The organism is Streptomyces sp. NPDC060205 (assembly GCF_042728395.1).
Classification (GTDB): Bacteria; Actinomycetota; Actinomycetes; order Streptomycetales; family Streptomycetaceae; genus Streptomyces.
This window is the reverse complement of record NZ_JBHWZP010000137.1, coordinates 1-23,935: the sequence shown is the minus strand read 5'-3', so window position 1 is coordinate 23,935 and position 23,935 is coordinate 1. Positions and strand designations below refer to the sequence as shown.

20 protein-coding genes and 2 pseudogenes are annotated in these 23,935 nt (G+C 69.7%); 11 read left to right on the top strand and 11 right to left on the bottom strand.

Features of this window, described 5'->3' with window-relative positions; all coding sequences use genetic code 11:
- Positions 1-531: 531 nt before the first annotated feature.
- Positions 532-1,503, top strand: coding sequence for a hypothetical protein (locus tag ACFWGJ_RS23560; RefSeq protein WP_387327757.1), 972 nt, complete (start codon positions 532-534; stop codon positions 1,501-1,503).
- Positions 1,493-1,927, top strand: coding sequence for a hypothetical protein (locus tag ACFWGJ_RS23555; protein ID WP_387327755.1), 435 nt, complete (start codon positions 1,493-1,495; stop codon positions 1,925-1,927). The genes ACFWGJ_RS23560 and ACFWGJ_RS23555 overlap by 11 nt, the downstream gene beginning before the upstream one ends.
- Before the next feature lie 233 nt (positions 1,928-2,160).
- Here ACFWGJ_RS23555 and ACFWGJ_RS23550 read toward each other — a convergent pair.
- The 3 genes and pseudogenes from ACFWGJ_RS23550 to ACFWGJ_RS23540 all read right to left on the bottom strand — a co-directional run.
- Positions 2,161-2,476, bottom strand: a pseudogene (locus tag ACFWGJ_RS23550) (transposase); the annotation flags it as partial.
- A 235-nt stretch (positions 2,477-2,711) separates the two neighbouring features.
- Entirely contained in the window at positions 2,712-3,500 is a 789-nt protein-coding gene (locus ACFWGJ_RS23545) for an SDR family oxidoreductase (protein ID WP_387327753.1), read from the bottom strand.
- Positions 3,501-3,538: 38 nt separating this feature from the next.
- Positions 3,539-3,901, bottom strand: a complete 363-nt coding sequence (locus tag ACFWGJ_RS23540; protein ID WP_387327750.1) for a nuclear transport factor 2 family protein — start codon at positions 3,899-3,901, stop codon at positions 3,539-3,541.
- A 78-nt stretch (positions 3,902-3,979) separates the two neighbouring features.
- Between ACFWGJ_RS23540 and ACFWGJ_RS23535 the strand changes: the two genes are divergently transcribed.
- Complete coding sequence (locus ACFWGJ_RS23535) at positions 3,980-4,774, top strand: MerR family transcriptional regulator (RefSeq protein ID WP_387327747.1); 795 nt, start codon at positions 3,980-3,982, stop codon at positions 4,772-4,774.
- 38 nt (positions 4,775-4,812) lie between these two features.
- Here the strand turns inward: ACFWGJ_RS23535 and ACFWGJ_RS23530 are convergent, their stop codons facing one another.
- The 5 genes from ACFWGJ_RS23530 to ACFWGJ_RS23510 all read right to left on the bottom strand — a co-directional run bounded on the left by ACFWGJ_RS23530 (position 4,813) and on the right by ACFWGJ_RS23510 (position 11,445).
- Positions 4,813-5,271 carry a hypothetical protein gene (locus ACFWGJ_RS23530; RefSeq protein ID WP_387327745.1) on the bottom strand — a complete coding sequence of 153 codons (459 nt, stop codon included), beginning with the start codon at positions 5,269-5,271 and terminating at the stop codon, positions 4,813-4,815.
- 155 nt (positions 5,272-5,426) lie between these two features.
- Positions 5,427-7,214 carry an ABC transporter ATP-binding protein gene (locus ACFWGJ_RS23525; protein WP_387327742.1) on the bottom strand — a complete coding sequence of 596 codons (1,788 nt, stop codon included), beginning with the start codon at positions 7,212-7,214 and terminating at the stop codon, positions 5,427-5,429.
- The gene (locus tag ACFWGJ_RS23520; RefSeq protein ID WP_387327739.1) at positions 7,211-8,917 is read right to left on the bottom strand and encodes an ABC transporter transmembrane domain-containing protein; all 1,707 of its coding nucleotides are present in this window, start codon (positions 8,915-8,917) and stop codon (positions 7,211-7,213) included. The genes ACFWGJ_RS23525 and ACFWGJ_RS23520 overlap by 4 nt, the downstream gene beginning before the upstream one ends.
- A 181-nt stretch (positions 8,918-9,098) precedes the next feature.
- On the bottom strand, positions 9,099-10,196 hold the full coding sequence (locus tag ACFWGJ_RS23515; RefSeq protein WP_387327737.1) for an ArsR/SmtB family transcription factor: 1,098 nt from the start codon (positions 10,194-10,196) through the stop codon (positions 9,099-9,101).
- A 415-nt stretch (positions 10,197-10,611) separates the two neighbouring features.
- On the bottom strand, positions 10,612-11,445 hold the full coding sequence (locus ACFWGJ_RS23510; protein WP_387327735.1) for a LysR family transcriptional regulator: 834 nt from the start codon (positions 11,443-11,445) through the stop codon (positions 10,612-10,614).
- Positions 11,446-11,591: 146 nt separating this feature from the next.
- Here ACFWGJ_RS23510 and ACFWGJ_RS23505 point away from each other — a divergent pair, with 146 nt between their 5' ends.
- Entirely contained in the window at positions 11,592-12,347 is a 756-nt protein-coding gene (locus tag ACFWGJ_RS23505; protein ID WP_387327759.1) for an NADPH-dependent F420 reductase, read from the top strand.
- Positions 12,348-12,599: 252 nt separating this feature from the next.
- On the opposite strand, the gene ACFWGJ_RS23500 is transcribed toward ACFWGJ_RS23505, so the two are convergent.
- Entirely contained in the window at positions 12,600-13,004 is a 405-nt protein-coding gene (locus tag ACFWGJ_RS23500; RefSeq protein WP_387327732.1) for a nuclear transport factor 2 family protein, read from the bottom strand.
- 178 nt (positions 13,005-13,182) lie between these two features.
- Here ACFWGJ_RS23500 and ACFWGJ_RS23495 point away from each other — a divergent pair, with 178 nt between their 5' ends.
- Complete coding sequence (locus ACFWGJ_RS23495; RefSeq protein ID WP_387327729.1) at positions 13,183-14,175, top strand: cupin domain-containing protein; 993 nt, start codon at positions 13,183-13,185, stop codon at positions 14,173-14,175.
- Positions 14,176-14,381: 206 nt separating this feature from the next.
- Here the strand turns inward: ACFWGJ_RS23495 and ACFWGJ_RS23490 are convergent, their stop codons facing one another.
- Complete coding sequence (locus tag ACFWGJ_RS23490; protein WP_387327726.1) at positions 14,382-14,837, bottom strand: VOC family protein; 456 nt, start codon at positions 14,835-14,837, stop codon at positions 14,382-14,384.
- Positions 14,838-15,166: 329 nt separating this feature from the next.
- On the opposite strand from ACFWGJ_RS23490, the gene ACFWGJ_RS23485 reads away from it, so the two are divergent.
- The 5 genes from ACFWGJ_RS23485 to ACFWGJ_RS23465 all read left to right on the top strand — a co-directional run bounded on the left by ACFWGJ_RS23485 (position 15,167) and on the right by ACFWGJ_RS23465 (position 21,467).
- The gene (locus ACFWGJ_RS23485; protein ID WP_387327724.1) at positions 15,167-16,189 is read left to right on the top strand and encodes a LacI family DNA-binding transcriptional regulator; all 1,023 of its coding nucleotides are present in this window, start codon (positions 15,167-15,169) and stop codon (positions 16,187-16,189) included.
- Between the two features lie 227 nt (positions 16,190-16,416).
- Positions 16,417-17,544 carry a cellulose binding domain-containing protein gene (locus ACFWGJ_RS23480; protein ID WP_387327722.1) on the top strand — a complete coding sequence of 376 codons (1,128 nt, stop codon included), beginning with the start codon at positions 16,417-16,419 and terminating at the stop codon, positions 17,542-17,544.
- Positions 17,545-17,630: 86 nt separating this feature from the next.
- The gene (locus ACFWGJ_RS23475) at positions 17,631-18,722 is read left to right on the top strand and encodes a lytic polysaccharide monooxygenase (protein ID WP_387327719.1); all 1,092 of its coding nucleotides are present in this window, start codon (positions 17,631-17,633) and stop codon (positions 18,720-18,722) included.
- Positions 18,723-18,973: 251 nt separating this feature from the next.
- The gene (locus tag ACFWGJ_RS23470; protein ID WP_387327717.1) at positions 18,974-20,713 is read left to right on the top strand and encodes a sensor histidine kinase; all 1,740 of its coding nucleotides are present in this window, start codon (positions 18,974-18,976) and stop codon (positions 20,711-20,713) included.
- Between the two features lie 91 nt (positions 20,714-20,804).
- Positions 20,805-21,467 (top strand): response regulator, encoded by a 663-nt coding sequence (locus ACFWGJ_RS23465; RefSeq protein WP_387327714.1) that lies wholly within the window; start codon positions 20,805-20,807, stop codon positions 21,465-21,467.
- A gap of 42 nt (positions 21,468-21,509) precedes the next feature.
- On the opposite strand, the pseudogene ACFWGJ_RS23460 reads toward ACFWGJ_RS23465, so the two are convergent.
- Positions 21,510-21,775: pseudogene (locus tag ACFWGJ_RS23460) on the bottom strand (non-reducing end alpha-L-arabinofuranosidase family hydrolase); the annotation flags it as partial.
- Positions 21,776-22,663: 888 nt separating this feature from the next.
- Here ACFWGJ_RS23460 and ACFWGJ_RS23455 point away from each other — a divergent pair.
- On the top strand, positions 22,664-23,935 hold a 1,272-nt coding region (locus ACFWGJ_RS23455; RefSeq protein ID WP_387327712.1), incomplete at its 3' end, for an endo-1,4-beta-xylanase.

Genomic DNA, 23,935 nt, shown 5'->3' with positions numbered 1-23,935 from the left:
GGGCGGCGTCGCCCGCCGCGCCCTGGTGACCGTCACCGGCTGCCGAAGGTAGAAGCCCGGTTCCGCCGCATGGCCGGCGAGCGCGGCTACACGGCTGCGGTGCTGGACGAGGTGTGGAGGATCGTCGCCTCGTTCGGCGCTCACGGGTTCTGCCGGGTGCCCCTGTTCGCGGCAGCGGGGCGGGGGCAGCGCTCGGCGGTGCTCCATGGGAGCCGGGCCCGGCGTCGCGGTATGGTTCGCGGCTCACCCAGGCATGCCGTGACCTGCAGGTTTCAACGAGAGCCAAAATGATTGTGCCGAATCCAATGAGTAGAGAGACTGAGGGAAAGGCGGCCCGGACTTGGCTGCCCGGTAAGTAATCCACTGCCCACGGGTGACGGTGCGCGCCTCCCCACCGTGAAGTCCACCTCTTTCTGCAGGGACAGTTGCGTTCAGCAGGACGCGCTGCGATGGGCCCGGCTTTCCCGGTTGGCGAATTTACTTATCTGGAAGTGGCTCGTCACTCCTGGAGGCGTGAAAGGAGATAGTGAGATGACAGTGCGGCGAATTTCCGTCAAGGGGTTCCGGTTCGCTGTCGCTGCCGCGGCGTGTGCGGCCCTGGCGGTCCCAGCAGTCGTACACGTGGTCTCCACCTCTACCGTGAGTACCTCTCCGAGCCCCGATAAGCAGCAGACGCCTGAACCGACCCCTCAGGAGAAGAGTCTTCTCTACACGGCAGGCCAGTTGCTGCTCCGTGACTGCATGGGGAAACGTGGGTTCGAGTACTTCCCTGTCAAGGAGAACCCGGTTCCCGAAGCCCGGGAATTTCGCTACGTACTGACCGACTTGACGTGGGCTCAGAAGCATGGCTACGGCAGTGACATACAGCGCGAGCTCGCCAAGGTACGGGAAACGGATCCCAACCAGCGCTACTTCCACAGCTTGCCGGCGAAGCGGAGGGCAGTTGCACTGACGGCCGTCAACGGTTCCGACCCGCTGAGCGTGACGGCGAAGGCCCCGGACGGCGTCGTTTTGCGACGGAGTGCTCAGGGCTGCCAGTCGGAGGTCTACCGAACGCTCTACGGGGACCTTGAGGCCTGGTTCCAGGCCACAGTCACAGACGACGCCCTGGCCGAACTCCGGTACAGCCGCGTCACCGCGGACCCCCGGTTCGCCGAGGCCGTAAAGCCCTGGTCCACGTGTATGCGTACAGCAGGACACCCCTACGCCAGTCCGACGAAACTTCGGGAAGCACTACGCCCTTCGCAGCGCCCTCTGCCGCGGGAGGAGGAAATCGAGATCGCTGTCGCCGAAGCCCGTTGTGCCAACGACTCGGGTCTGGCACGAACGACGCGAGCACTGGACCGGCAATACGCCCAGAACCTCCTGAAGCAATACCACTCTGCTGTCGACACGCGACGCCGACTGCAACTCGCGGCCCTGCAGCGGGCCCGTTCCATTGTCGGAATCAGCGCAACGGAATCACGACTACAACCGCAACGAGAGGAAAAACATGAGAAGTAGCCGCAGCATCCTGATCGGCGCAGCCCTTGCCACGCTCGTCCTGGGAGCGACGCCCCTCACCGCACAAGCCGCCGGTTCCACCTCCCCGTCCCCTTCACCGGCCGGCTCCGCTGCGAATGGGCAGCTGATGCTCTATTACAACATCAACTACGACAACTGGTGCGACGACTGGGCGGGTGAATCCCCGGACTGGGGTGCGTGCCGCAACAAGGTGAGCTCGATCTACAACAACGGCTATCCCGGGAACCTGGACGACGTATGGGTGTACTGGGGGCTGAACTACACAGGTGCGCGTAGGGGCATCGCAAACGGTGTGGGTCTCAGCGATCTCCGTCTCTGGACGTTCGATGCAAACACGGGTTCCGGCTCGGGGCAGGCACTCAACGACAATATTTCATCTCACGTGTGGGCCAACATATTCTGAGGGGCGGTTCCTGCTTCTGATGGCCGATTGGCTCGGGCTGCTGCTGGAGGCCCTGCACGGTGTGGGGGTGAAGCGGGCGGCGCCGCGCGAGTGCGGCATGCGCTGCGGCGGCCCGCTCGCTCACCAATGAGGCCGCGTGTGACCTTACTGAGCGTTTGGTCCTGGGGTGGGTGTCTGGTTCCGTAGGGGTGGGCGTCGGCGATACGGGACAGCAGAGTGACGCCGGCCGCGGTGTCGCGACCCTCAGCCTCGCGGACCTGGCGCCCCAGCAGGCCGGTGAGCTGGGTGAAGACCCCGTCGTGCTGCCACTTCGCGAAGTAGCCGTAGACGGTCTGATGCGGCGGGAAGTCGTGGGGCAGGTAGCGCCAGGGGACGCCGGTGCGGTCGATGCAGAGGATCGCGTCCATGATGTGTCGCATGTCGTGCTCGGGTGGACGGCCGATGTCCAGAGCGTCGCGCGGCGCTGGGTACGCCAGCCCGTGAGTGCGGTTCGATCAGTGCCCAGCGCTCGTCGGACAGGTCGCTGGGGTACCCGTCACGAGAAGCCATGTCTTTGATGTACTGCGCGGCGGTCGGCTTGGCGAGGGGCAAAGGGCACGGCACTGGGCTGGGTTGAGAGGAGACGGGAGGTGCTGGAATGAAACAGTCCTCTGTCTTCCCACTCACGACCAGCCGGCTCACCGGTCTCTTCAGCCTCGACCGATCAGGCCAGCCATACCTGAACACGATGCAATGAGACAGGACCAAACGCTCAGTGAGCCGCTGCTTGGAGCCGGTTTCTGGCTCAGACGGTCGGGACGGTGCCGCCGTCGATCACGTACTCGGCGCCTACGATCGCCGATGCGCGGTCCGAGACCAGGAACCCGGCCAGGTCCGCGATCTCCTCGGTGTTCGCGAATCGTCCCAGGGGTACTCCGCCGAGGGAGTCGTAGATGGTCTGCTTGGCGGCTTCACGTGTGAGTCCGTTGCCCTCGGCGATCCGGTCCACGAAGTTTTCGTAGGCTTCGGTCTCGATTCCACCGGGACTGATTGCGTTGACCCCTACGCCGCGCGGCGCAAGCTCATTGGCCAGTCCCTTGCTGTATGTGCGCAGCGCGGCCTTCGCTGCCGCGTAGGCCAAGGACGCATCGTGCTGGGGCAGTTCACGCTGGATCGAGGTGAAGTGCAGCACCACGCCCGACCCGGAAGCGATCATTGCCGGGAGGAGAGCTCGATCCAGTCGCACCGCTCCCAGGAGGTTGAGGTTCAACTCGGTGAGCCACTGGTCATCGGTGATGACCGCGAATCCACCGGCCGGCGTCGACGCGCCGCCGACGACGTGCACCAGGATGTCGAGTGCGCCGCCGGCCTCGGCGATGCGAGCGGCCACGGCGTTGGTGCCCTCGATCGTCGTCACGTCCGCTTCGATGAACCGGTCCGGGTACTCGTACCCGTCGGGCATCGTTCGCGCCGTCACGTACACGTCGGCACCCATCTCTCGCAGTCTCTGTGCGACGGCCTTGCCCGAGCCCTTCGAACCGCCCGTGACCAGCGCCCGGCGACCGTCGAGGCGATCGCGATCTGAACCAGACATTTTTCTCTCCACTGAAGATCGAGGTGGCGTGGGTGCGGTCAGGCCGGGTGGTTGGCGATGACGAGTTCGGCGATGAGGCCGTCCCGCAGCGCGAACCGGTAGTCGAGCTCGGCGGTGCCACCCGGGAAAGTGCCTTCGAGCCGCACGGTCACCACCCAGTGCGCGTCGTCGACGCGGTGAGCGCCGATCTGCTCGGTCGTGTACTCGAACTCGGCCCCGGCGTCCCGCAGGAACGCGTGGACCTTCGCACGGCCGCGGAAGGTCTCGTCCTGGTCGACGACCACCGCATCCTTGGCGAGGAACGACGAGGCGGTGTCGGCGTCGCGGACGACGTGGGCGGCGAAGAACTCGCGCACGGTGGTCGGGAGCAGATCGGACGGAAGATCGGTGTGCTGTGTCATGAGCCCACCGTGTGACCTCACGGCGCGGGAGGGTCAAGCCGTGGACTCTCCCCCAGGGAGAGCGTTCACAATGAGGGGATGCTGACCATCGGGGAGTTCTCGCGCCTGACCCACTTGAGCGTACGGACCCTGCGCCGCTATCACGAGGCAGCCTTGCTGGAACCCGCTGTGGTGGACGAAGGCACCGGTTACCGCTACTACGGCGTCGACCAGATCCCGACCGCTCAGGTCATCCACCGGCTCCGCGAGCTCGACGTCCCCCTGAGCGACGTACAGCGGATCCTGCGGACCCCCGACCCCGGTGTCCGGGCGGCCCTGGTCGCGGACCACCTGCAACGCCTTGAGGACGTACTCGACCGCACCCGGGCCGCAGTCGTGTCGCTGCGCCGCCTGCTCCGGCCCGACCCCGCGCCGATCGACGTCGCACTGCGTGCGGAGCCCGCCCGGACGGTCGCGGCGGTGGAAGCCGTCATCGGGCATGGCGACGTCTCGGCCTGGTACGCAGGCGCGATGGCCGAGTTGGAGGCAGCCGTCGGCGCCGCCGTCACCGGACCGCCGGGCGGCAGCTACGACAACGCCCTGTTCGAGCAGGAACACGGCCACGCGCTCGTCTACCTACCCACCGCCGCGCCACCTCGCACCGGACGCGTGCACCCCACGATTCTGCCGGCCGCGGAACTGGCCGTCACCACCCATATTGGCGAGCACGACGGCATCGAGGTCACGTACGGCGAACTCGGGACCTGGGTGGTGGAAAACGCCATGTCAGTGGCCGGGCCGGTGCGGGAGGTCTACGCCGTGGGCCCTCGTGACACAAGCGATCCCGCTGCGTGGCGCACCGAGATCGGCTGGCCGGTCTTTCGCGTCACCTGAAGCGGTCAGCGCGGCGCGAAGTCTTGGAACGACGGGGCTCACGCCTGGGCTTCCCACTCGCTCGGCACCGGCCCGGCGACGCAGACGCCGGTGGCGGAGCACCCGGTGACGATGACCCGGGCGGACTCGTAACCGTCCACCAGCACCGTCAGTTCGGCCCGTCCGCCGTCCTCGTCGAGGGTGACGCCAAGCACAGGGATCGCGATCGGCCCACGCAGGACGACCTCCTTGCTCCACGGCAGATCCGGCCCGTCGACGTCGACCCCGTCATCCCCCTCATGCCCGGTCGGCGAGTAGTTCAGCTCGATGACGCCCTGCCCCGTCACCCGGTACTCCACCCGGACACGGACCTCTCCGCCTCCCACGCGCTCAGCCCTGTCCTCAACCGCGGCTCCGTTCGCGTACCCGCTCAAGGGGACCCGCGGCGCCCCGCTGACCGCTTCGTGCAGCACCCCGATGTCGCCCCATCGGACACGATTCCACTCCGGCTCCCCCATGAACTGCTCCCTCCTCAGCCTGACGCGACGGTCCCCACTCGCCCTCACGAGAGGTAGACGCACCGCACGACGCCACGGATGCGCGGACACCTCGCAGCCCGACGCCCAGCCGACGCAACCCTGTCTCCCTCGGCCAAAAACGTAGCGGCGCCCGCTCACTCCTCGGAGGCCCCGGCGTGTCCCCATGCCGGGCTGCCGTGCTCCGTCCACGCGGACCACAGGGCTGCGTAGCGTCCGCCGAGGGCCAGGAGTTCGGCGTGGGTGCCGAGTTCCTCGACGCGGCCGTCGGCCAGTACAGCGATACGGTCGCAGCGGCGGGCCTGGGAGAGACGGTGGGCGACGACGAGCGCGGTCCTGCCGCGCATCAGGGCGTGGGCGCCGTCCTCCAGCACGCGGGCGTGGGCACTGCCGGCCTCGGCCGTCGCCTCGTCGAGGACGACGACCGGCGGGTCCGCCAACATGATCCGCGCGAGGGCGAGTTGCTGTCCTTGGGCGGCGTCCAGCGGATGGCCTCCGACACCGATCCGGGTGTCCAGGCCGTCGGGCAGGGTCGCCGCCCAGCGCGCGCCCACGGAGTCCAGCGCAGCCCGAACGGCCCTGTCGTCGGCATGGGGTGCGGCAAGGGTCAGATCGTCGCGCAGAGTGCCGGTGAAGACGTGGGGTTCCTGTGCGATCACCCCGACCCAGGCCGGACGGTCCTCGTCGCTCGTCTCCCGCACGTCCAGGCGGCCCAGCCGGTCCGCGAACACCGCGTGCCCCCGTGACGGGGTGAGGATTCCGCTGAGCAGGTGCGCGAGCGTGGTCTTGCCGGCGCCGCTCGCTCCCACGACGGCCAGCGAGGTGCCCGGCGGCACGACCAGGTCGACGCCGTTCAGCACGTCGCCGTACCCGGGGCCGTAGGAGAAATACACACCGCGCGCCTCGACGGCGACCGGCCCGGACGGCAGGCGGGCGGGCCCGGGGGCCGGCGGGGGCAGGGCGGCGACGCCGACGACCCGGGCGAGCGCCGCACCGGCCCGCTGGACCTGGTCGAACGAGGTCAGCAACGTGCCCAGCGGTTCGAACAGCCGGTGAAAGAGCAGCCCCGCCGCCGCGACCGCGCCGACGCTCACCTCTCCGGCGTCCACCAGCAGGGCCCCGGTCAGCAGGATCGCGCACAGGCCGAGGGCCTCCGCGGCGTTCATCGACTTCGCCAGCCACAGCGACAGCCAGGTGGCGCGCAGACCCGCCGTCAGGGCGTGCCCGGACGCTGCGTCGACCCGGCCGGTCTGCAGGACGGCCATGTCGTACGCGTCGACAGTGCGCGCCCCGTGCAGGGACTCAAGCACCACCCGTCCGCGCTCAGCCGCCTCGGTGCGCTCCTGGGCGTATTGCCGGGCTGCCCGGGGCAGATGGGCGTGCAGGCCGAGCACGTACACCGGCACCACCGTCAGGAAGGCCAGGGCCAGGCGCCAGTCCAGGGAGGCGAAGGCGGCCAGCGAGACGGCGATCGTGCCGGTGGCGGTGACGACCTGGGCCAGCAGCGGCACGGCGGCGGTGAAGTTCTCCATGTCCTCCGTGACCCGCGAGGTCACCTCGCCGCCTCCGGCCGCCTCGGCGGCGCGCGGGTCGAGAGCCAGCACCCGCACGACAACCTCCTCGCGCAGCCGGGCCGCGATCCGGGCGCTCAGCACCACCGTGGCGCGCTGCGCCGCCGCCGTGCACACCGCTGCCGCGAGCGCGCTCAGCGCGGTCCGGATCAGCAGACCGGCCAGGTCCGCGTGGTGGGCGCGTACGGCGTCCACGAGGTGGCCCAGCAGCAGCGGCACCAGCACCCTGCACACCCCGGCCGCCACCGTCCAGCCCAGGGCGGCCACGCAGTCCCGTGGGTGCCGGCGGGCGGTTCGGACCAGGTGGGTGAGGGCTCGTCGGCCGGAGGCGACGGGGAGGGCTGTCGCTGTCATCGCAGTACCGTTTCGGCGTAGTCGGGCACGTCCAGCAGGGTGGGGTGGGTGGCCAGGACGGGGATGCCGTCGTGTCCGATGAAGAGGACCCGGTCGCAGCGCGCCAGCAGCGGCGGCGAGGAAGTGACGACGACGGTGACGCCGCCGTCCGTGCGCCGCGCCATGAAGAGCCGGCCGGCCACCTCGTCCTCGGTGACCGCGTCGACCGCGGTCAGCGGGTCGTGCAGGACGAGGACGGGCGCGTCCGCGGCCACCGCCCGTGCGAGCGCCAGGCGTTGACGCTGACCGCCGGACAGATCCGTGGCTCCGTCGGCCGGTTCGGCCGCCGCCGTGCCCCGTGCAGCGGTCACCGCACCCAGCGCGGCGACATCCAGAGCACGTGCGTGCCGCGCCGGGGGATGGTCCCGTCCGCTGTCCAGCATCTCGCCCACGGTGCGCCCGAACAGGTGCACGGCGTGCGGCGCGGCCAGGACGTGACGGCGCAGCCGCTGGGTCGGCGCCACGTCCGACGAGGTGCGGCCCGCGTACACCGCACCCGTCCGGGGCGGCCGGTCCCCGGCGAGGACCTCGACGAAGGCCGACGCCACCGCCGGATCCACGGCCACCACGCCGAGAGCCTGACCCTGCGCCAGGTCCAGACTGAACGGCACGACATCCGCCACGCCCACCGCGCGCAGCCGCAGCCCGCCGTCCGGGGCCGGAGCCGGGGTGACCGCCTGGCGGGGCAGGGGTGGTGCGCCGTGCAGCAGCGGGCCGAGCCGGGAGGCGCTCGCACGGGCCGCGGCCCACTGCTGCACGGCTGCCATCGCCCCGGCGACCGGATCGGCGACGAACGGAGCCGTCGCCGCGACGGTCACGAACTGCGCGACACCGATGCGGCCCGAGTACGCCATCACGGCCGCCAGTGCCACCACCGCCGTCGTCACGGCCGCCGTCGCCGTGAGCGTTGCGCCCAGCACGAGCGCGGAGGCCCGCGCCGCGGTGACATCCGCACGCAGGCAGTCGTGGCTCAGCGTCCGGTAGCGCCGGGCCGCCTCAGCCTGGCCACCGAAACCCCGCAACACCCGCAAGGAGCGCACCAGTTCGGCGGCGAGCGCCGCTGTCAGCCCCGCGGCCTGCTGGCGCTCCCGCAGCCGGGCCTCCAGCCTCGGCCCCGCCGCGTCGACAGCCACGACGAGCGGCGGTACCGCCAGGACGACGCACAGCCCCAGGACGACGTCGACGCGCAGCAGGACGACGGCGGTCACCGCCAGTGCGGCCACCGACGACAGGACGCGGGTGAGCAGCGCCGGCACCCGCGCGGTCGCCGCCGCGTCCGAGGTCACCACCGACAGCAACTCGCCCGGCGTACGGCCGGCCGCCGCGCCCGGTTCGGTCAGGATCCGGCCCACGGCGGCGACCCGCAGCCGGTGCGCCTCCTGCTGCACGGCCCTGGTCAGCACCCAGTACGAGACGCCGCCGCCGGTGGCAAGGACGGCGAACAGCAGCAGGATCAGCCCGAGGGCCACCGCCGTACGGCCCGCGTCACCGCCCGCCACCGCCCGCTCGACGGTGAGGCCGATCGCCAGCGGCACCAGCGCCTCACACACCTGGTGCACGGTCGAGGCCAGGCAGCCGACGGCGAGCGCACGACGGCGCCGCCGCAGTACCTCGATGAGAACGCTGCGGGGTGCACGGGCGCGCACATGCGGCAACACACGCACGTGTCTGTCCCGTCTGTCCCTGTCTACCGCGCCTGTCATGCCTGTCATGCCTGTCATGCCTGTCATGCCGGAGCCTTTCGTCGCAGCCGCCTCCTGCCGGAGACGACGCGACGCTAGGCCGGGGCACCCGGTCCAGCCGAAGGATTCGGCGCAGGCGAATCGTGCCCGCGCGCGACCTGCCTTACCCGAGCCCCTGAACAGCAGCGGCAGCGCCGCCGGGCAGCCCCTCCTGTACGGCCGGCGCGGCCACCCGGGATGCCCCGGCCGCCTGGTCGCAGACCCCGAACAGGCCGAGCAGTTCCTCCCCCGCCGGTTCCAGCCCGTAGTACACGCGCCGTCCGGCCCGGCGCCGGTGCACCACCCCCGCCGCCCGCAGCGCGGTCAGCTGCTCCGACACGGTGCTCGGCGCCAGCCCCAGCAGCCGGGCCAGCGCCGATGTCGTGGCCGGCACCACCAGCGCCCGCAGCACGGCGGCCCGGCGCTGTCCCAGCAGCGCGACGAGACGGTCCCCGGGCACCGGATCCGCGGCGGCGGCGCCGCCCGCCAGCACGGCCGCACCCCGCGCCTGGTACGTCACCCGCAGCAGGTCCGGCTGGTCGGTCGAGCAGCCCATCCGCCCCTGGGCGAACACCAGCGGCACCAGCAGCAGCCGCTGCCCCGTCGCCGTGAGCTGCGACTCCTTGGCCTTGGGCAGCGACAGCACCGGCGGTTCCCACAGCGCCGGTCCCCCCAGTCCGGCCAGTACGGCGTCCGGTCCGTTCCCGGCCAGCGACCGCGCCCGCAGCAGGATCTCCTCCTCCAATACCGTGCGCATCAGCGGCCAGTGCGGGGCCATCGCCTCACGCCAGAACGCCTCGAACGCGTCGGCGAGCCGGCCGAAAGCCCGCTCCCGGTCCTCGCGGTAGGGGAGCAGGAAGTCTGGGATCCCCTCCGGATAGTGCCGGGTGAACTGGTACTCGACCAAGTCACCCGGCGTCGCACGCAGCACCGCCAGTTCGGCTCCCAGCCCCGGATCGGGCTGCGGCACGAACGGTTCGAACAGGTCCGGGGTGCGCCGGTCGCGTCCCACACCGTGCAGTTGACGGTAGAGGTGCAGCGGGGCGGTCTGCGGCACGGATGCCAGCACCGCAGCGGCCTGCTCGGCCCACCCCGTGTACGGCCAGGCCGCGCGCCCGCCACCTCGGTGCAGCAGTTCCAGCGCCGCGATCACCTCGGCGGCGGGGCTGATGGTCATACGGGTGCGCGACAGGGTGACCTCGTCCAGATGGATACGGATCATCGGGCCTCCCCTGCCCTCGCGGTGCCGGACTGCGGACACAGCCCTCACCTCAGCCAGTATCACTCGACGACCGCTTCACCCCTCACGACCGCTTCCACCCCTCGCAGGCAGGCACCCCGGCGTGCGCAGCCGGGTCCAGGCCGAGCAGGTCCCCGGCCGGATCATGTGCCCCGCCGGCATCGTCCGGGCCGGGTGCAGGCGCCGGGCCCACGGGGCGGGCCCGGCGAGAGCGTGCGGCCGGTCCAGGGCGCTTGGTCCAGGGCACTCGGTCCAGTGCGCCCGGCAGGTCGTCCGGCGAGGTCGGCGCCCGTACTCCACACCGGCGTCAGCAGGTCGAACAGCGCCTACCGTGCGCGCCGAGCGCGCCCTTCGGCCTGTCGGTAGCGGTCTTTCGACTGCGGGTCACGGACGCTCTTCAGTCCGCGAACGCGGTCACGTACGCCGTCCGGCACGGGTCCGGGGTGGCCAGTGACGTGACGACATGGGTGTCGATGTTCAGGGGCGGGTCGAGCGGAACGTGGAGCAGCCGTTCTGAACGCGTACCCGCGAGTTGCTCGGCCGGCAGCAGCGTCCAGCGCCCAAAGTCCTGGCTCACTTCGAAGAGGACGTTGAGCAGGTCGCCGGACGGTGGCCGCGGCGGTGGCGCCGGCAGGGCGGCGAGTATCGCGTCGTGCAGGGGTGGGTCCGTGTCGCGGGCGGGCAGGCGTAGGCCGTCAGGGTCGAGGTCGTGCAGGCTGATCGCTGATCTGCCGGCGGCGGGATGCTTTCGGGCGAGTACCACGTGCAGCGGTTCCGACCAGGCGCGCGCCACCGCCACCGTCTCGGAGGTGAGCGCGCCCCGCACCAGGGCCAAGTCCAACTCACCGTCACGGACGGCGTCGATGCGCGCGGCCACCGGCAGGTCGACGAGCTTCGATTCGGCCGGGCGTTCGCCGTCACGCAGGCGCTCCAGCGCCCGGTCGAGCCGTCGGGTGACGCACGAGGCCACCCCGATCCGCAGGACGGCCGCCGGCTCACCGGCGACCACCCGCACCCTGGCCGCCGCGGCGAGGGCCTCACGGGACGCGGCGAGGACCCGGCTACCGGCCGGGGTGAGCCGTACCCGGCGCGAGGTGCGGTCCAGCAGACGCACTCCGAGCTCCCGTTCGAGCCGGGCGATCTGCTGACTCACCGCCGGCTGGACCACGCGCAGCCGCTGCGCTGCGCGACCGAAGTGCAGTTCCTCGGCGACGGTGACGAAATACTGCAACGCCCTCAGCTCCATCTCTCTGATCTATCACGTCATGTGATCGCTGCCGAGCGTTTCCGGTCATTGTTCGCGCAGGTCATCGAGGGTGGGATGGAGACGAGCCCGCCGGAGCGGTCCCCTTGTACACCGGGTGCCGCGACGCGGGGATACGGAAACGGAGAACAGAAGTGAGCGCAACAACCCTGGGCATCATCGGAACCGGCATGGTCGGTGCCGGGGTCGCCCGCCGCGCTGTCGACGCTGGCCTGAACGTCGTCCTGAGCAACTCACGCGGCCCCGGGACGCTGGCCGATCTTGTGGCCGAGCTGGGAGGGGCGGCCCGCGCGGCCACCCCGGCCGAAGCGGCGAGCGCCGGGGACCTGGTCCTCGCGGCCGTGCCCCTGGCCGCGTACGAGCGGCTTCCCCGGGCAGAACTCGTGGGCAAGACCGTGATCGACCCGATGAACTACGTACCCAGTCACTTTCCGGTGCCGGAACTCCACAGCAACGAGCTGACTTCCAGCGAACTGGTCCAACGCCGCCTCGAAGGCGCCCGGGTGATCAAGACTCTGCACAGCATCGGTCCCAAGCACCTGCTGGAGCTGTTCCGCCATGCCGGTGCTCCCGACCGCACCGCGCTGCCCCTGTCCGGCGACGATCCGCAGGCCAAGGAGCAGGTGGCCGGTCTGCTGGACGTGCTCGGCTTCGATGCGGTGGATCTCGGGACGCTGGCCGACAGTTGGCGCAGCGAACCCAACACTCCGCTCTATGCCCTGCCGTACGTGGGACAGCCGCCGTCCGGTCTCACGCCGACGGAATTCGTGGCCTGGGTGCAACAAGCACCCGCCATACCCGTGGGTGCCGCTCGCATCAGAGAACTCGCCGCCAGCACGGTGCGCGGGCCCGCGGGTTTCCGTTTCTGACCCATTCCTGAGGTGTGGCACATACGCGCCAGGGAGTACACGGGTGTGCTGCCCCTCCTCGCGGAGAAGAGGGGCAGCATCAGCGCTCCAGGCGGCTGGGCCCGCCCTCACCGCCCCAGCGGAGTCCGCGGTGTCCGTGGGTGTCCGGGCTGACGCCGATGGTGCGGGTGCATCGGCTGGGCCGCCGGTGAAGGTCCTCCCCAATGAAGCGGACCCGCCCCTCGGAGGACGTGGCCGCCGAACAGCCCTGGTTCAGTCGCGGACGACGGCCACCGCGTGCGCCGTGTCGATGTACTCCCTGACCGCGGTGACCTTGTCGTTCTCGATCTCGAAGAGGAAGTGGTAGACCTGGTTGAGGGTGTTGCCGTTGCTCAGCATGCCGGTCGATTCGGCCTCCACGGCCACCCGGTCGCCCTCCGCCGTCACCCCGGTGACGATCATCCGGAGTCCGTCGGGGGTCGATCTGCGGAAGTTGGTGATGTGCTCGATGAACTGCTCCTTCAGCATGCCGCCGGCATGCGGGACCGATGCGGGGTTCGCCATCACGGTCCACACGGCGTCCTCGCGGAGCAGGGCGAAGGTCGCGTTGATGTCGCCTTCCGCGGAGAAGCCCTCCACCATCCGGTGGGCGATCTCCTTGTTCCGCTCGATGCTCATGAAGATCTCCTGCTGCGTAGGGGGGCGGGGCCCGTCGTGGACGAATCTCATGGGTTCGGCCGTGTCGGCCTCATGGCGCGATCGACTGCCGCGGTGTCGATCACGGCCTCCATCCTGTGCGCGACCGCGCGTACTTTGAATATTTGACAGTCCCGTTTCCCTTTGCGATCGTCCGGACATGACCGGTGACCTGCTGTCCGAGGTATTCGACGTCGTCGAGATCCGCGGGCTGGTGTCAGGAGGTTTCACCGCGCGAGGGCCATGGGTGGCGCGCTCCGTCCTCACCGACCCGGTGAAGTTCATCGCGATGGCGCGCGGCCGGGCCCGTCTCGCCGCCGACGGCATCGGCGCTCCGCTCGACTTGCAGCCGGGTGACATCGCGATCCTGAACGGCCGCACATGGCTTGAGCTCCGGGGCGGCACGGGAGAAGGACCGCTCCGCGAGATCGAGATGCCGGTCGGCTACTCCTCTCTCCACGAAGCCGCCGACCTGGCCGACGCCGACGACATCGTCCTCGCCGGGCATATCGAGCTCAACCCGGCAGGCAAGGCCCTGCTGCTGGAGGCACTTCCACCGGTCGGGCACGTCCGTGCGTCGGCCGCCACGGCACCCCGCTTGTGCAGCAGCCTCCAGCGGATCCTCGACGAGGTGACCGGCAACCTCATGGGCTCCGCGTTCGCCATCCGGCAGCACGGTCAACTCCTGCTGCTGGACATGCTCCGCGCCTACGCCGACCAGGCCGTACTCCCCCCGGGACGGCTGCGGCTGCTGGCCGACGAACAGCTGCGTCCGGCGCTCGACCTCATGCACGCCCAACCCGGCAGACCCTGGCAGCTGGCGGAACTGGCGCGCGCCGCGTCGATGTCCCGGACCACCTTCGCCGCGCGCTTCCGGCTCGTGGCAGGCATGCCACCGCTCACCTACCTCAGCCGCTGGCGGATGCTGCTGGCGCAGCGCGCCCTGCGCGAGGGAGACGACCGCATCGCCTCCCTCGCCTCCGTCCTGGGATACGCCTCGGAGAGCGCGTTCAGCACGGCGTTCAAACGGGAGGTGGGGGAAGCGCCGCAACGTTTTCGGTACCGACACCGGTACCAGCTGCGCGACGAGGCGGAGGCCCGCGCCGGTGATCAGATGTCCGGACACCGTCCGATGCGTCAACTCGGCTCCTGAACCGCGTCGTTGACGCACTCAGCGGCCGAGAGTTCCCTCCACCGCCGTCCGCATACAGCGCGATGTCCCGCTGCGGCTGCGGCTGGGAGGGCCCGTACCACCGACAGCCCGGGATCGACTTGCTGGCCGTCTCAGCATGGGGACGGGCAAACCTAGGCGGCTTCGCCTGAAACCTCTCCACCGCCGACTGAGCCGCGTCGCGGTGATCAGTTGGACTTCATGGGCGTGGTTGCGTGGATTCCTGCGAGCAGGCCAGTGGACTGTCCTACCTCGATGAGGTAGCCGTCAGGGTCGCGGAAGTAGCAGCGCAGCTCGGATCCGCGGTCGATGGGCTCGGTGAAGAAGTCGGCTCCGTGTGCGAGGGCATGTGTGTAGAAGGCGGCGATATCGGCCACCCTCACATTGAGGAAACTGGAAACGCGTTCACCGCTCCGTGGTGCCTCCAGTGTGACCCCTGGCTTGTCGGGTGTGGGACCGCCGCCGGGGTTCATGATGATCCATGTGTTGGCGACCTTGACGATCGCCGGGTTCTCTTCCATCACGACCTCACCGCCGAAGACGTCGGAGTAGAACTGCCGGGACACCTCGACATTGCGTACGGTCAGGAAATGCGTGAGAAGGAGGCCCTGCTGCGGGGCGGGGAGATCTCCGTGATGTGTCATCGTCTGCGACCCTTCATGACGTATGTGGCAGAAGGATTGACCGAACAAGCACCCTGTCTGTGACGTCGCCGGCGACCACGCCCAGGTCACGGCCGTCCCACCACGCCGCCACCTCCAACTTCCCCATTACCTTGTTCCTTGCCTGGGGGCACCCCTCGGGGCAGCGCGGGCAGCGAGGCCGACCGACGGTTTGTGGGGGCCGAGCCGGGTCTGCAAGCCGTACAGCCCGGAGCGATCCGTAAGGCCTGATGGCCGAACCGCTCTGCCGAGACCCGTCGATCGGCACGGCTGTGACCGTACTATCGGGTGATCTCATGGGGGAGGTCGACATGCGCAGACAGCGTCCCGGCACGCCGACGCTGGAGGAAGTCGCGGCGCTCGCCGGGGTCGGACGGGGGACCGTCTCCCGGGTCATCAACAACGCCGCAGGAGTGCGGCGTTCGACCCGCGTGGCCGTGGAACGCGCCATCACCGAGCTGGGGTACGTACCCAATCTGGCCGCCCGTTCCCTGGCCGGACGGCGTGCCGATGCCGTGGCGCTGGTCATGACGGAACCGGACTGGCGACAGTTCGGTGAGCCCTTCTTCTCGGCGGTCGTCGGCGCCGTCGGCGACGCGTTGACCGACACCGGAGTGCAACTCCTGCTCACCCTGGTCCGTACTGACGTCGAGCGGCGGCACTTCGTCGAGTACGCGCGCGGCGGCCGCGTCGACGGTGTCCTGCTGATGTCCGTGCACGCCGAGGACCCGTTGCCCGACATGCTGTCCGAAGCGGGCCTGCCCACCGTGCTGCTGGGGCGTCGCTCCGGCGACGAAGCCGTCACCTACGTCGACGCGGACAACGTGGGCGGGGCCCGCAGCGCGGTCGCGCACCTGGTGCGCACGGGCCGCACCGCCATCGGGACCGTCACCGGGCCACCCGACATGTACGTCGCCCGGAGCCGGTTGCGCGGTTACCGCGAGGGGCTCGAACGCGCGGGTCTGGAGATCAGGCCGTCCCGGATCGTCGAGGGTGACTTCACGCAGGAGAGCGGGCGCCGCGCGACCGCCGAACTCATCGCCCGTGCGCCGGAGGTGGACGCCGTGCTCGCCGCGTCGGACACGATGGCCGCGGGCGCGCTGGAGGCACTGCGTGCGGCGGGGCGCCGGGTGCCGCAGGACGTCGCCGTGATCGGCTTCGACGACTTCCCGCTGGCCCAGCACACCGAGCCGCGGCTGACCACCGTCCGCCAGCCCATGGAGGAGATGGGCCGCACCATGGTCCAGCTGCTGTTCGAGGTGATGCGGGACACCTCCGGCGCATGGCGCCACGTGATCCTCCGTACGGAGCTGGTGGAGCGCTCCTCGACCTGACGAAAGGTGTCGGGAGCGCTCCCAGCGGACGTCCGGTCGTGTGGATCATTCGCGTTGACATGGTGGTTTCGAGACTTCATCGAGCAGTCCACGCGCACAGGGTTGTCAGGGACATGCACCACTTCTACAGTCCTGTGCCATCAGGGTTTTGGGAGCGCTCCCATCCTTGGACAGCCGCGATCACGCTCCCCGGCCCGGTCATTCGCACTCTCCCGGAGAGGCCCCCCATGCGACCGACACCGCGTCAGATCCACGCTCCACATCGCCTGTTGACAACGCTCAGCACGGTTCTCGCCTCGCTCGCCATGCTGCTGTCCGTGACGGCCCAGGCCCGCGCGGACACCACGATCTGCGAGCAGTACGGAACGACCACGATCCAGAACCGCTACGTCGTCCAGAACAACCGCTGGGGCACCAGCGCCACCCAGTGCATCAGCGTGAGCGACTCCGGCTTCCGGATCACCCAGGCCGACGGTTCGGTACCGACCAACGGAGCCCCGAAGTCGTACCCGTCGCTCTTCAACGGCTGCCACTACACCAGGTGTTCGCCGGGGACCAGCCTTCCGGCGAGGATCGACACCGTCTCGGCGGCCCCCAGCAGCATCTCGTACAACTACGTCGACAACGCCGTCTACAACGCCTCGTACGACATCTGGCTGGACCCGACGCCCCGCACCGACGGCGTGAACCAGACCGAGATCATGATCTGGTTCAACCGGGTGGGCGCGATCCAGCCCATCGGTTCGCCGGTCGGAACGACCTCCCTGGGTGGCCGTACCTGGGAGGTGTGGAGCGGTAGCAACGGCGGCAACGACGTGCTGTCCTTCGTCGCCCCGTCGGCAATCAGCAGCTGGAGCTTCGACGTCATGGACTTCGTCGACCAGGCGGTCGCCCGCGGACTCGCCCGGTCCAACTGGTATCTGACCAGCGTCCAGGCGGGCTTCGAACCCTGGCAGGGCGGTGCGGGACTCGCCGTGAACTCCTTCTCCTCCACCGTCTCCACGGGCGGCAGCACGCCGGGCGACCCCACTGATCCGGCGGCGTGCACGGTGTCCTACACCACCTCTGTCTGGTCCGGCGGCTTCACCGCGAACGTCAGCGTCGGCAACAACGGCCCGGTGGCGGTCGAGGACTGGCGGCTGGACTTCTCCCAGCCTTCCGGTCAGCGGATCACCAGTGCCTGGAACGCCACCGTCACCCCGGACTCGGGAGCGGTGACCGCGCGTCCGCTCACCCACACCAGGCGGATCGCCGCAGGAGGCAGCCAGTCGTTCGGGTTCCAGGGCACGTACACCGGCGCCTTCGCGAAACCGGCCGGGTTCACGCTGAACGGCACGGCCTGCACCACCGCCTGATGCCCGGCGGCGGCTTCGGCCGTCGCCGGCCAACCGGTCCGGACGGGCCCGGACACCCACACCCTCGGTCAAGGACAGGGGAATCCATGTCATTACCTGTGTCGCTACGTACGAAACTCGTCTCCCTCGGGGCGGTGATGGCCACCCTCCTGGGCGCCCTCGCCCTCACCCTTCTCGGCCAGGACAAGGCCGAGGCCCACGGCGTGGCCATGATGCCGGGGTCGCGTACCTACCTCTGCCAACTGGACGCCATCACCGGCACCGGCGCCCTCGATCCGACCAATCCGGCGTGCCGTGCCGCCCTCAACCAGAGCGGCGCCACGGCGTTGTACAACTGGTTCGCCGTGCTGGACTCCAACGCCGGCGGACGCGGCGCGGGTTACGTTCCCGACGGCAAGCTGTGCAGCGCCGGCGACCGGTCGCCGTACGACTTCTCCGCCTACAACACGGCCCGTGCGGACTGGCCGCGGACGCACCTGACGTCCGGGGCCACCATGCGCGTCAAGTACAGCAACTGGGCAGCGCACCCGGGCGACTTCCGGGTCTATGTCTCCAAGCCCGGCTGGTCGCCGACCTCTTCACTGGGCTGGGGCGACCTGGATCTGGTCCAAACGGTCACCAACCCGTCCCAGCAGGGCTCGGCCGGAACCAACGGAGGCCATTACTACTGGGACCTCAGGCTGCCCTCGGGGCGTTCCGGCAATGCGGTGATCTTCATACAGTGGGTCCGTTCGGACAGCCAGGAGAACTTCTTCTCCTGCTCCGATGTCGTCTTCGACGGCGGCAACGGCGAGGTCACCGGCATCCGTGACGGCAGCAGCACGCCGACCCCGGAGCCGACGTCCCCGGCCCCCGACCCGACGCACACCGGTTCCTGCATGGCCGTCTACGAGGTGGTCAACTCCTGGAGCGGTGGCTTCCAGGGCTCCGTCCAGGTCATGAACCACGGGACGCAGCCGCTCGACGGCTGGGCGGTCCGGTGGAAGCCCGGCACCGGCACGAAGATCAACAGTGTGTGGAACGGTTCGATGAGCACGGCCTCGGACGGTACGGTCACGGTCCGCAACGCCGACCACAACCGCACCGTGGCCGCCGACGGCAGCACCACGCTGGGCTTCACGGCCACCTCGACGGGCAACGACCTCCCCGCCGGCACCATCGTCTGCGTGGACCCGTAGGGCGCGGACTTGGCGGTGGATCCCGCACTTCGGCCGTGTACCGCAGCGCGCCGAACGGGATCAGGCCGGTGCGGGACAGCACCCACGAAGCCGTGCCCCCATGCAGGCTGCTGGGGCGTGCTGTCCCGCACCGCCTTACGCGGCGCCCGAAGACGAGGGAGAGGGCACCGGAAGGGTGTTGACTTTCGTCGCTCGCAGCCGCGACGAGAGGCGGATGCGGGCACGGGGTGCTGCATGTCTATCGTCACCGGGTGGACACAGCACAGACCCCAGTCGCCGACCTGTCTCTCCGCCGTTCTCTGAAGTCTCTCCGTTACCGGCTCCTCGCGGCCTCTCCGTGGTCGCGCGGACGGGTCGCAGGGGAGGCCGTGCTCGCCGTCGCGCTCGCCGCAGCCGTGGGGACCTTCGACGGGAACCCCGGTTTCGGGGCGCGCTCCATCGCGATGGCACTGACGGCGGCCGTCCTGTCACTGGTGCGGCGCTCCCTGCCGACGACGGTTCTCGTGCTCGCCTCGGCCCTGGCCGGGGTCCTGGCCGGGGCGACGCTCCTGCTGATGTGCGTGAGCTGGTCGGCAGGCAGCCGCATCGTACGTCTTTGGCGGACCCTGGCCACGTATGCCGCCGGACTCGTCCTCAACGTCGCCCTTTCCGCCCGGACGGCGGCCGGCGAGGAGGTCACGCTGTCGCCGCTGACGACGGCGCTGCTGTCGACGAGCGCCTTCGTGGCCCTCGCGGTGCTCCCGGGCCTCGCCTCCCGCTATCGCGCCCAGCGTCACGCTCTCCTGGCCGCCCTGCGCCGGCACAACGCTCAACTCGTGCGCGAGCAGGCGATGGTGGCACGTGAGGCCCGGCTGCTCGAACGGCAGCGCATCGCCCAGGACATGCACGACAGCCTCGGCCACCAGCTCGCTCTGATCGCCGTGCACACAGGTGCCCTGGAAGTCGATCCAGGGCTGGGCGACCGCCAGCGGGAGGGGGTCGGCATCCTGCGGGAGGCCTCCCGGTCGGCCATGCGCGAACTGCGCGAGGCGGTGGGCATCCTGCGCGATGACGCCGAGGTGTCGGGCGACCGGGGCCCGGACCCGGCGGACACGCACCCGACAGCCCGGGTGGCAGCCGCCGTCGACGGTCTCGTGGAGTCGTCGCGGGCCGCCGGCGCCGATGTCGCGCTGCACCGCTCGGGCGGCGTACGTCCCCTCGCGCCCGCCGCCGACCACGCGGCCTACCGCATGGTCCAGGAGGGACTCACCAACGCGCACAAGCACGCGCCGGGCGCGTCCATCACCGTGGCGCTGCGCTATGAACCGGACAGCCTGGTGGTGGAGGTGGCCAACGGGCCGGTGTCGACGGCGGTGCCGGTACCGGCTGCCGTCAGCGGCGGCCACGGTCTCCCGGGGCTGCGGGAGCGGGCCCGGCTGGTGGGCGGCATGGTGCACACGGGCGTCACGTCCGAAGGGGGCTTCCGACTGGCCGGCGTACTGCCCTACAGCGGTGGCGAGACGGCGTCCGGCGCGCGGAACGCGACTTCCGTCGACGGCGCCGACGACTTTCGGGGGCAGTGGCGCGGGAGTGCCGGGAACGACGATGGAGCGATCATCGACCGTTCAGTTCAGCAAGGGGAGCTCACCGCCATCATGAGCAGCAAGAAGAACGTCGCCCTCGGTTGCGGCGTCACCGCCGTCGCCCTGATCGTGGGGGTCATCGCCCTCGGGGCGTGGGGACTGACGGCCCTGTGGGACGAGTTCGAGAGCGGCACGATATCGGCCGACACGTACGAGTCCGTGAAGGTCGGAGACACCGAGAGGAACGTGAAATCCCGGCTGCCCGAGGGCAGTTCAGTGCTCACCGAGGGCCAGGACGAGCACGGTCCGCCGCTGCCCGAGGACGCGAGGTGCAGCCACTACCTCGACGCCGAGGACGACCTCGTCTACCGGTTCTGCTTCCGTGGCGGGAAACTGGTGCAGAAGGAAACCTACAAGGACGAGATCTGACCAGCGGCACTCGGCCCTCCTCCCGCCGGATCGGGCATGATGACGGGGCTCCACCAACCGTTCGTCACACCGACACCGCGCAGGAGGCCGCGTGATCCGGGTCCTCGTCGCCGACGACGAGCCGCTCATCAGGGCAGGCATCAGGATGATCCTCACCTCGGCCGATGACATCGATGTGGTCGCCGAGGCCCGCGACGGCCGCGAGGCGGTGGACATCGCGCGCAGCACCGCGCTCGACGTGGCTCTGCTGGACATCCAGATGCCGGTGCTGGACGGGCTGGGCGCGCTGGCCGAACTCGGCCGGGCGGCACCGCACGTACGCGCACTGATCCTCACGACCTTCGGTGAGCGCGACAACGTCCTGCGGGCACTGAGTCACGGCGGCGCCGGTTTCCTGCTGAAGGACTCCGCTCCGCAGGAGTTGATCCACGCCGTCCGCGCGGCCGCGACCGGCAACGCCTACCTCTCCCCCGCGGCCGCCCGGCACGTCGTGGACTCCCTCGCCTCACCCGGCGCCGCCGTGCGCGGCGAACAGGCCCGCCGCCGGCTGGCCGGGCTGACCGCGCGAGAGCGCGAGGTGCTGGCACTGCTGGGCGAGGGCCTTTCCAACGCGGACATGGGAGTACGTCTGCACATGAGCGAGGCGACGGTGAAGACGTACGTCAGCCGCATCCTGACCAAGCTGGACTGCAAGAACCGGGTCCAGGCCGCGCTCCTGTCGCGCGACGCGGGTCTGGAGGCGGACCGGGGCTGACAGTCCCTCCGGCCGACCCGCGGGCTGTCACTGCAAGGGGTGGTCAGCGTGGCTGATGTCGTTGGTCAAGGTGGCACCGCTGTTGGCCTCGCCCGCGAAGGGGTTGCTCCCACTCGCGGCCTGCGGAGTCCACGAGCCGTTCAGGCTGGCGGCCGTGAGGAGCGGAAGTAGCGTCCGTTCGCACCCATGGCCTCGACGAGCATGAGGTACTGGTTCTGGTCCTGGACCCGGTAGACCTGCACGCCCTCGAACAGGTTGGCCTTCGTATCGCTCATGACCGTCGTGTACGACGATCCGAAGCTACCCGGGGTGGCGCTTGGCACGTGCATGGCATGTCGAACAGGCAGGCGTCCCGGCGGCTTCATTGCGGGAAGCCACCCGGCTCACCTTGCCGTGGTGCATAACGGACAGCTCGTTCGTGATATCGGACGACAGGCGAGAGGTCGAGCGCTACGCATCATAGGGACCCAGTGGAGGGCGTCAACACTTCTCGCATGTTTCGCTCTTGGCAGCGAAACATTTGAGGGAATCCGGGCGCGAAGCACCACATCACCGCACCGACAAATGGCTGGTTCACGTCATACGTCACATGCGGACGGCAGCGAACCGACGCACCCTGACGCGGCCCCGCCGTGAGGACTCGGGCCGAACCGGCCTCCGTCGGACCGTCCTTCAGCCAGCCACCCTGCCGCACCCGTGGCCCCGGCCCGGCAGGTGCGGCTCCACGCGGCCATCACTGCTCCGACCTCGCGGTCTTTCAGTGGCGATGGACCCCGGGGTACAGCATCCGACCCCACAGATCCCGAAAGTTTCGACGCAAATGCAGAAACTTATTGTGTGACGAGCCTTGACGGTACATCACCAAGGCCTCAATGATTCCTGACTGAGAAAGCGACCACAGCTCAGCATGTCGGGCCGCGTTGATGCTGAGCACCCCCTACTGCACGGCAGAGACATGTGACGCCGCACGGGAATGTTCAGCACGACCTCGTTGGATTCCCGCGCGGTCACCTCGGTTGTCACCTCGTCCTACGACCGCGGTGTTTACGGAGTCCGTGCCGCCCGTGCTGTCCCTGCCACTCCGGCTGTGCGGGAGCCCTGGCGGCACCCCGCCCGCCCTTCTGCCGGACGAGAGCGGTCCACGTCGTTCCACCGCGCTTCGGTACGTCCGCGTCTTCTACCTTGGAGGCACAACCATGGGCCCATACGCCCTCGTGAGACCCGCTGCCCGCCGAAGGATCCGCAGCCTGCTGCTGGCGCTGGTCCTCGGTGTCCTCGGTGCGGCCACCACATTGGTCGCGTCACCCACCGCACACGCCGCCGAAAGCACGCTCGGCGCCGCGGCAGCGCAGAGCGGTCGCTACTTCGGCACCGCCATCGCCTCGGGCAAGCTGGGCGACTCGGCGTACACGACGATCGCGGGTCGTGAGTTCAATTCGGTGACGGCCGAGAACGAGATGAAGATAGACGCCACCGAGCCGCAGCGCGGTCAGTTCAATTTCACCGCCGCCGACCGCGTCTACAACTGGGCGGTGCAGAACGGCAAACAGGTACGCGGCCACACCCTGGCCTGGCACTCCCAGCAGCCCGGCTGGATGCAGAGCCTCAGCGGCAGCACGCTGCGTCAGGCCATGATCGACCACATCAACGGCGTGATGGCCCACTACAAGGGCAAGATCGCCCAGTGGGACGTCGTGAACGAGGCCTTCGCCGACGGCAGTTCGGGAGCCCGGCGGGACTCCAACCTGCAACGCACCGGCAACGACTGGATAGAGGTCGCCTTCCGCACCGCGCGGGCCGCCGACCCGGCCGCCAAGCTCTGCTACAACGACTACAACGTCGAGGACTGGACCTGGGCCAAGACCCAGGCCATGTACGCCATGGTCCGGGACTTCAAGCAACGGGGCGTGCCGATCGACTGCGTCGGTTTCCAGTCGCACTTCAACAGCGGCAGCCCTTACAACAGCAATTTCCGCACCACTCTGCAGAACTTCGCCGCCCTCGGCGTCGACGTGGCCATCACCGAACTCGACATCCAGGGTGCGCCGGCTTCGACCTACGCCAACGTGACCAACGACTGCCTGGCCGTCCCGCGCTGCCTCGGCATCACCGTCTGGGGTGTACGCGACAGCGACTCATGGCGATCGGAGCAGACGCCGCTGCTGTTCAACGGTGACGGGAGCAAGAAGGCCGCGTACACCGCCGTCCTCAACGCGCTCAACGGCGGCTCCACCACTCCCCCCGCGGACTCCGGGCAGATCAAGGGCACCGGTTCGGGCCGCTGCCTGGACGTGCCCGGAACCGGTGCCGCCGACGGCACCCAGCTCCAGCTGTGGGACTGCTCGAGCGGCACCAATCAGCAGTGGTCGTACACCGCCGCCGGACCTGCCGACGAGACCGATCTTCGTGCCGCTGGGCACCGCCAGTTCGAGGCCCTGGAAGAGGGGCCCCGCCCCCGCGTGGGCGAA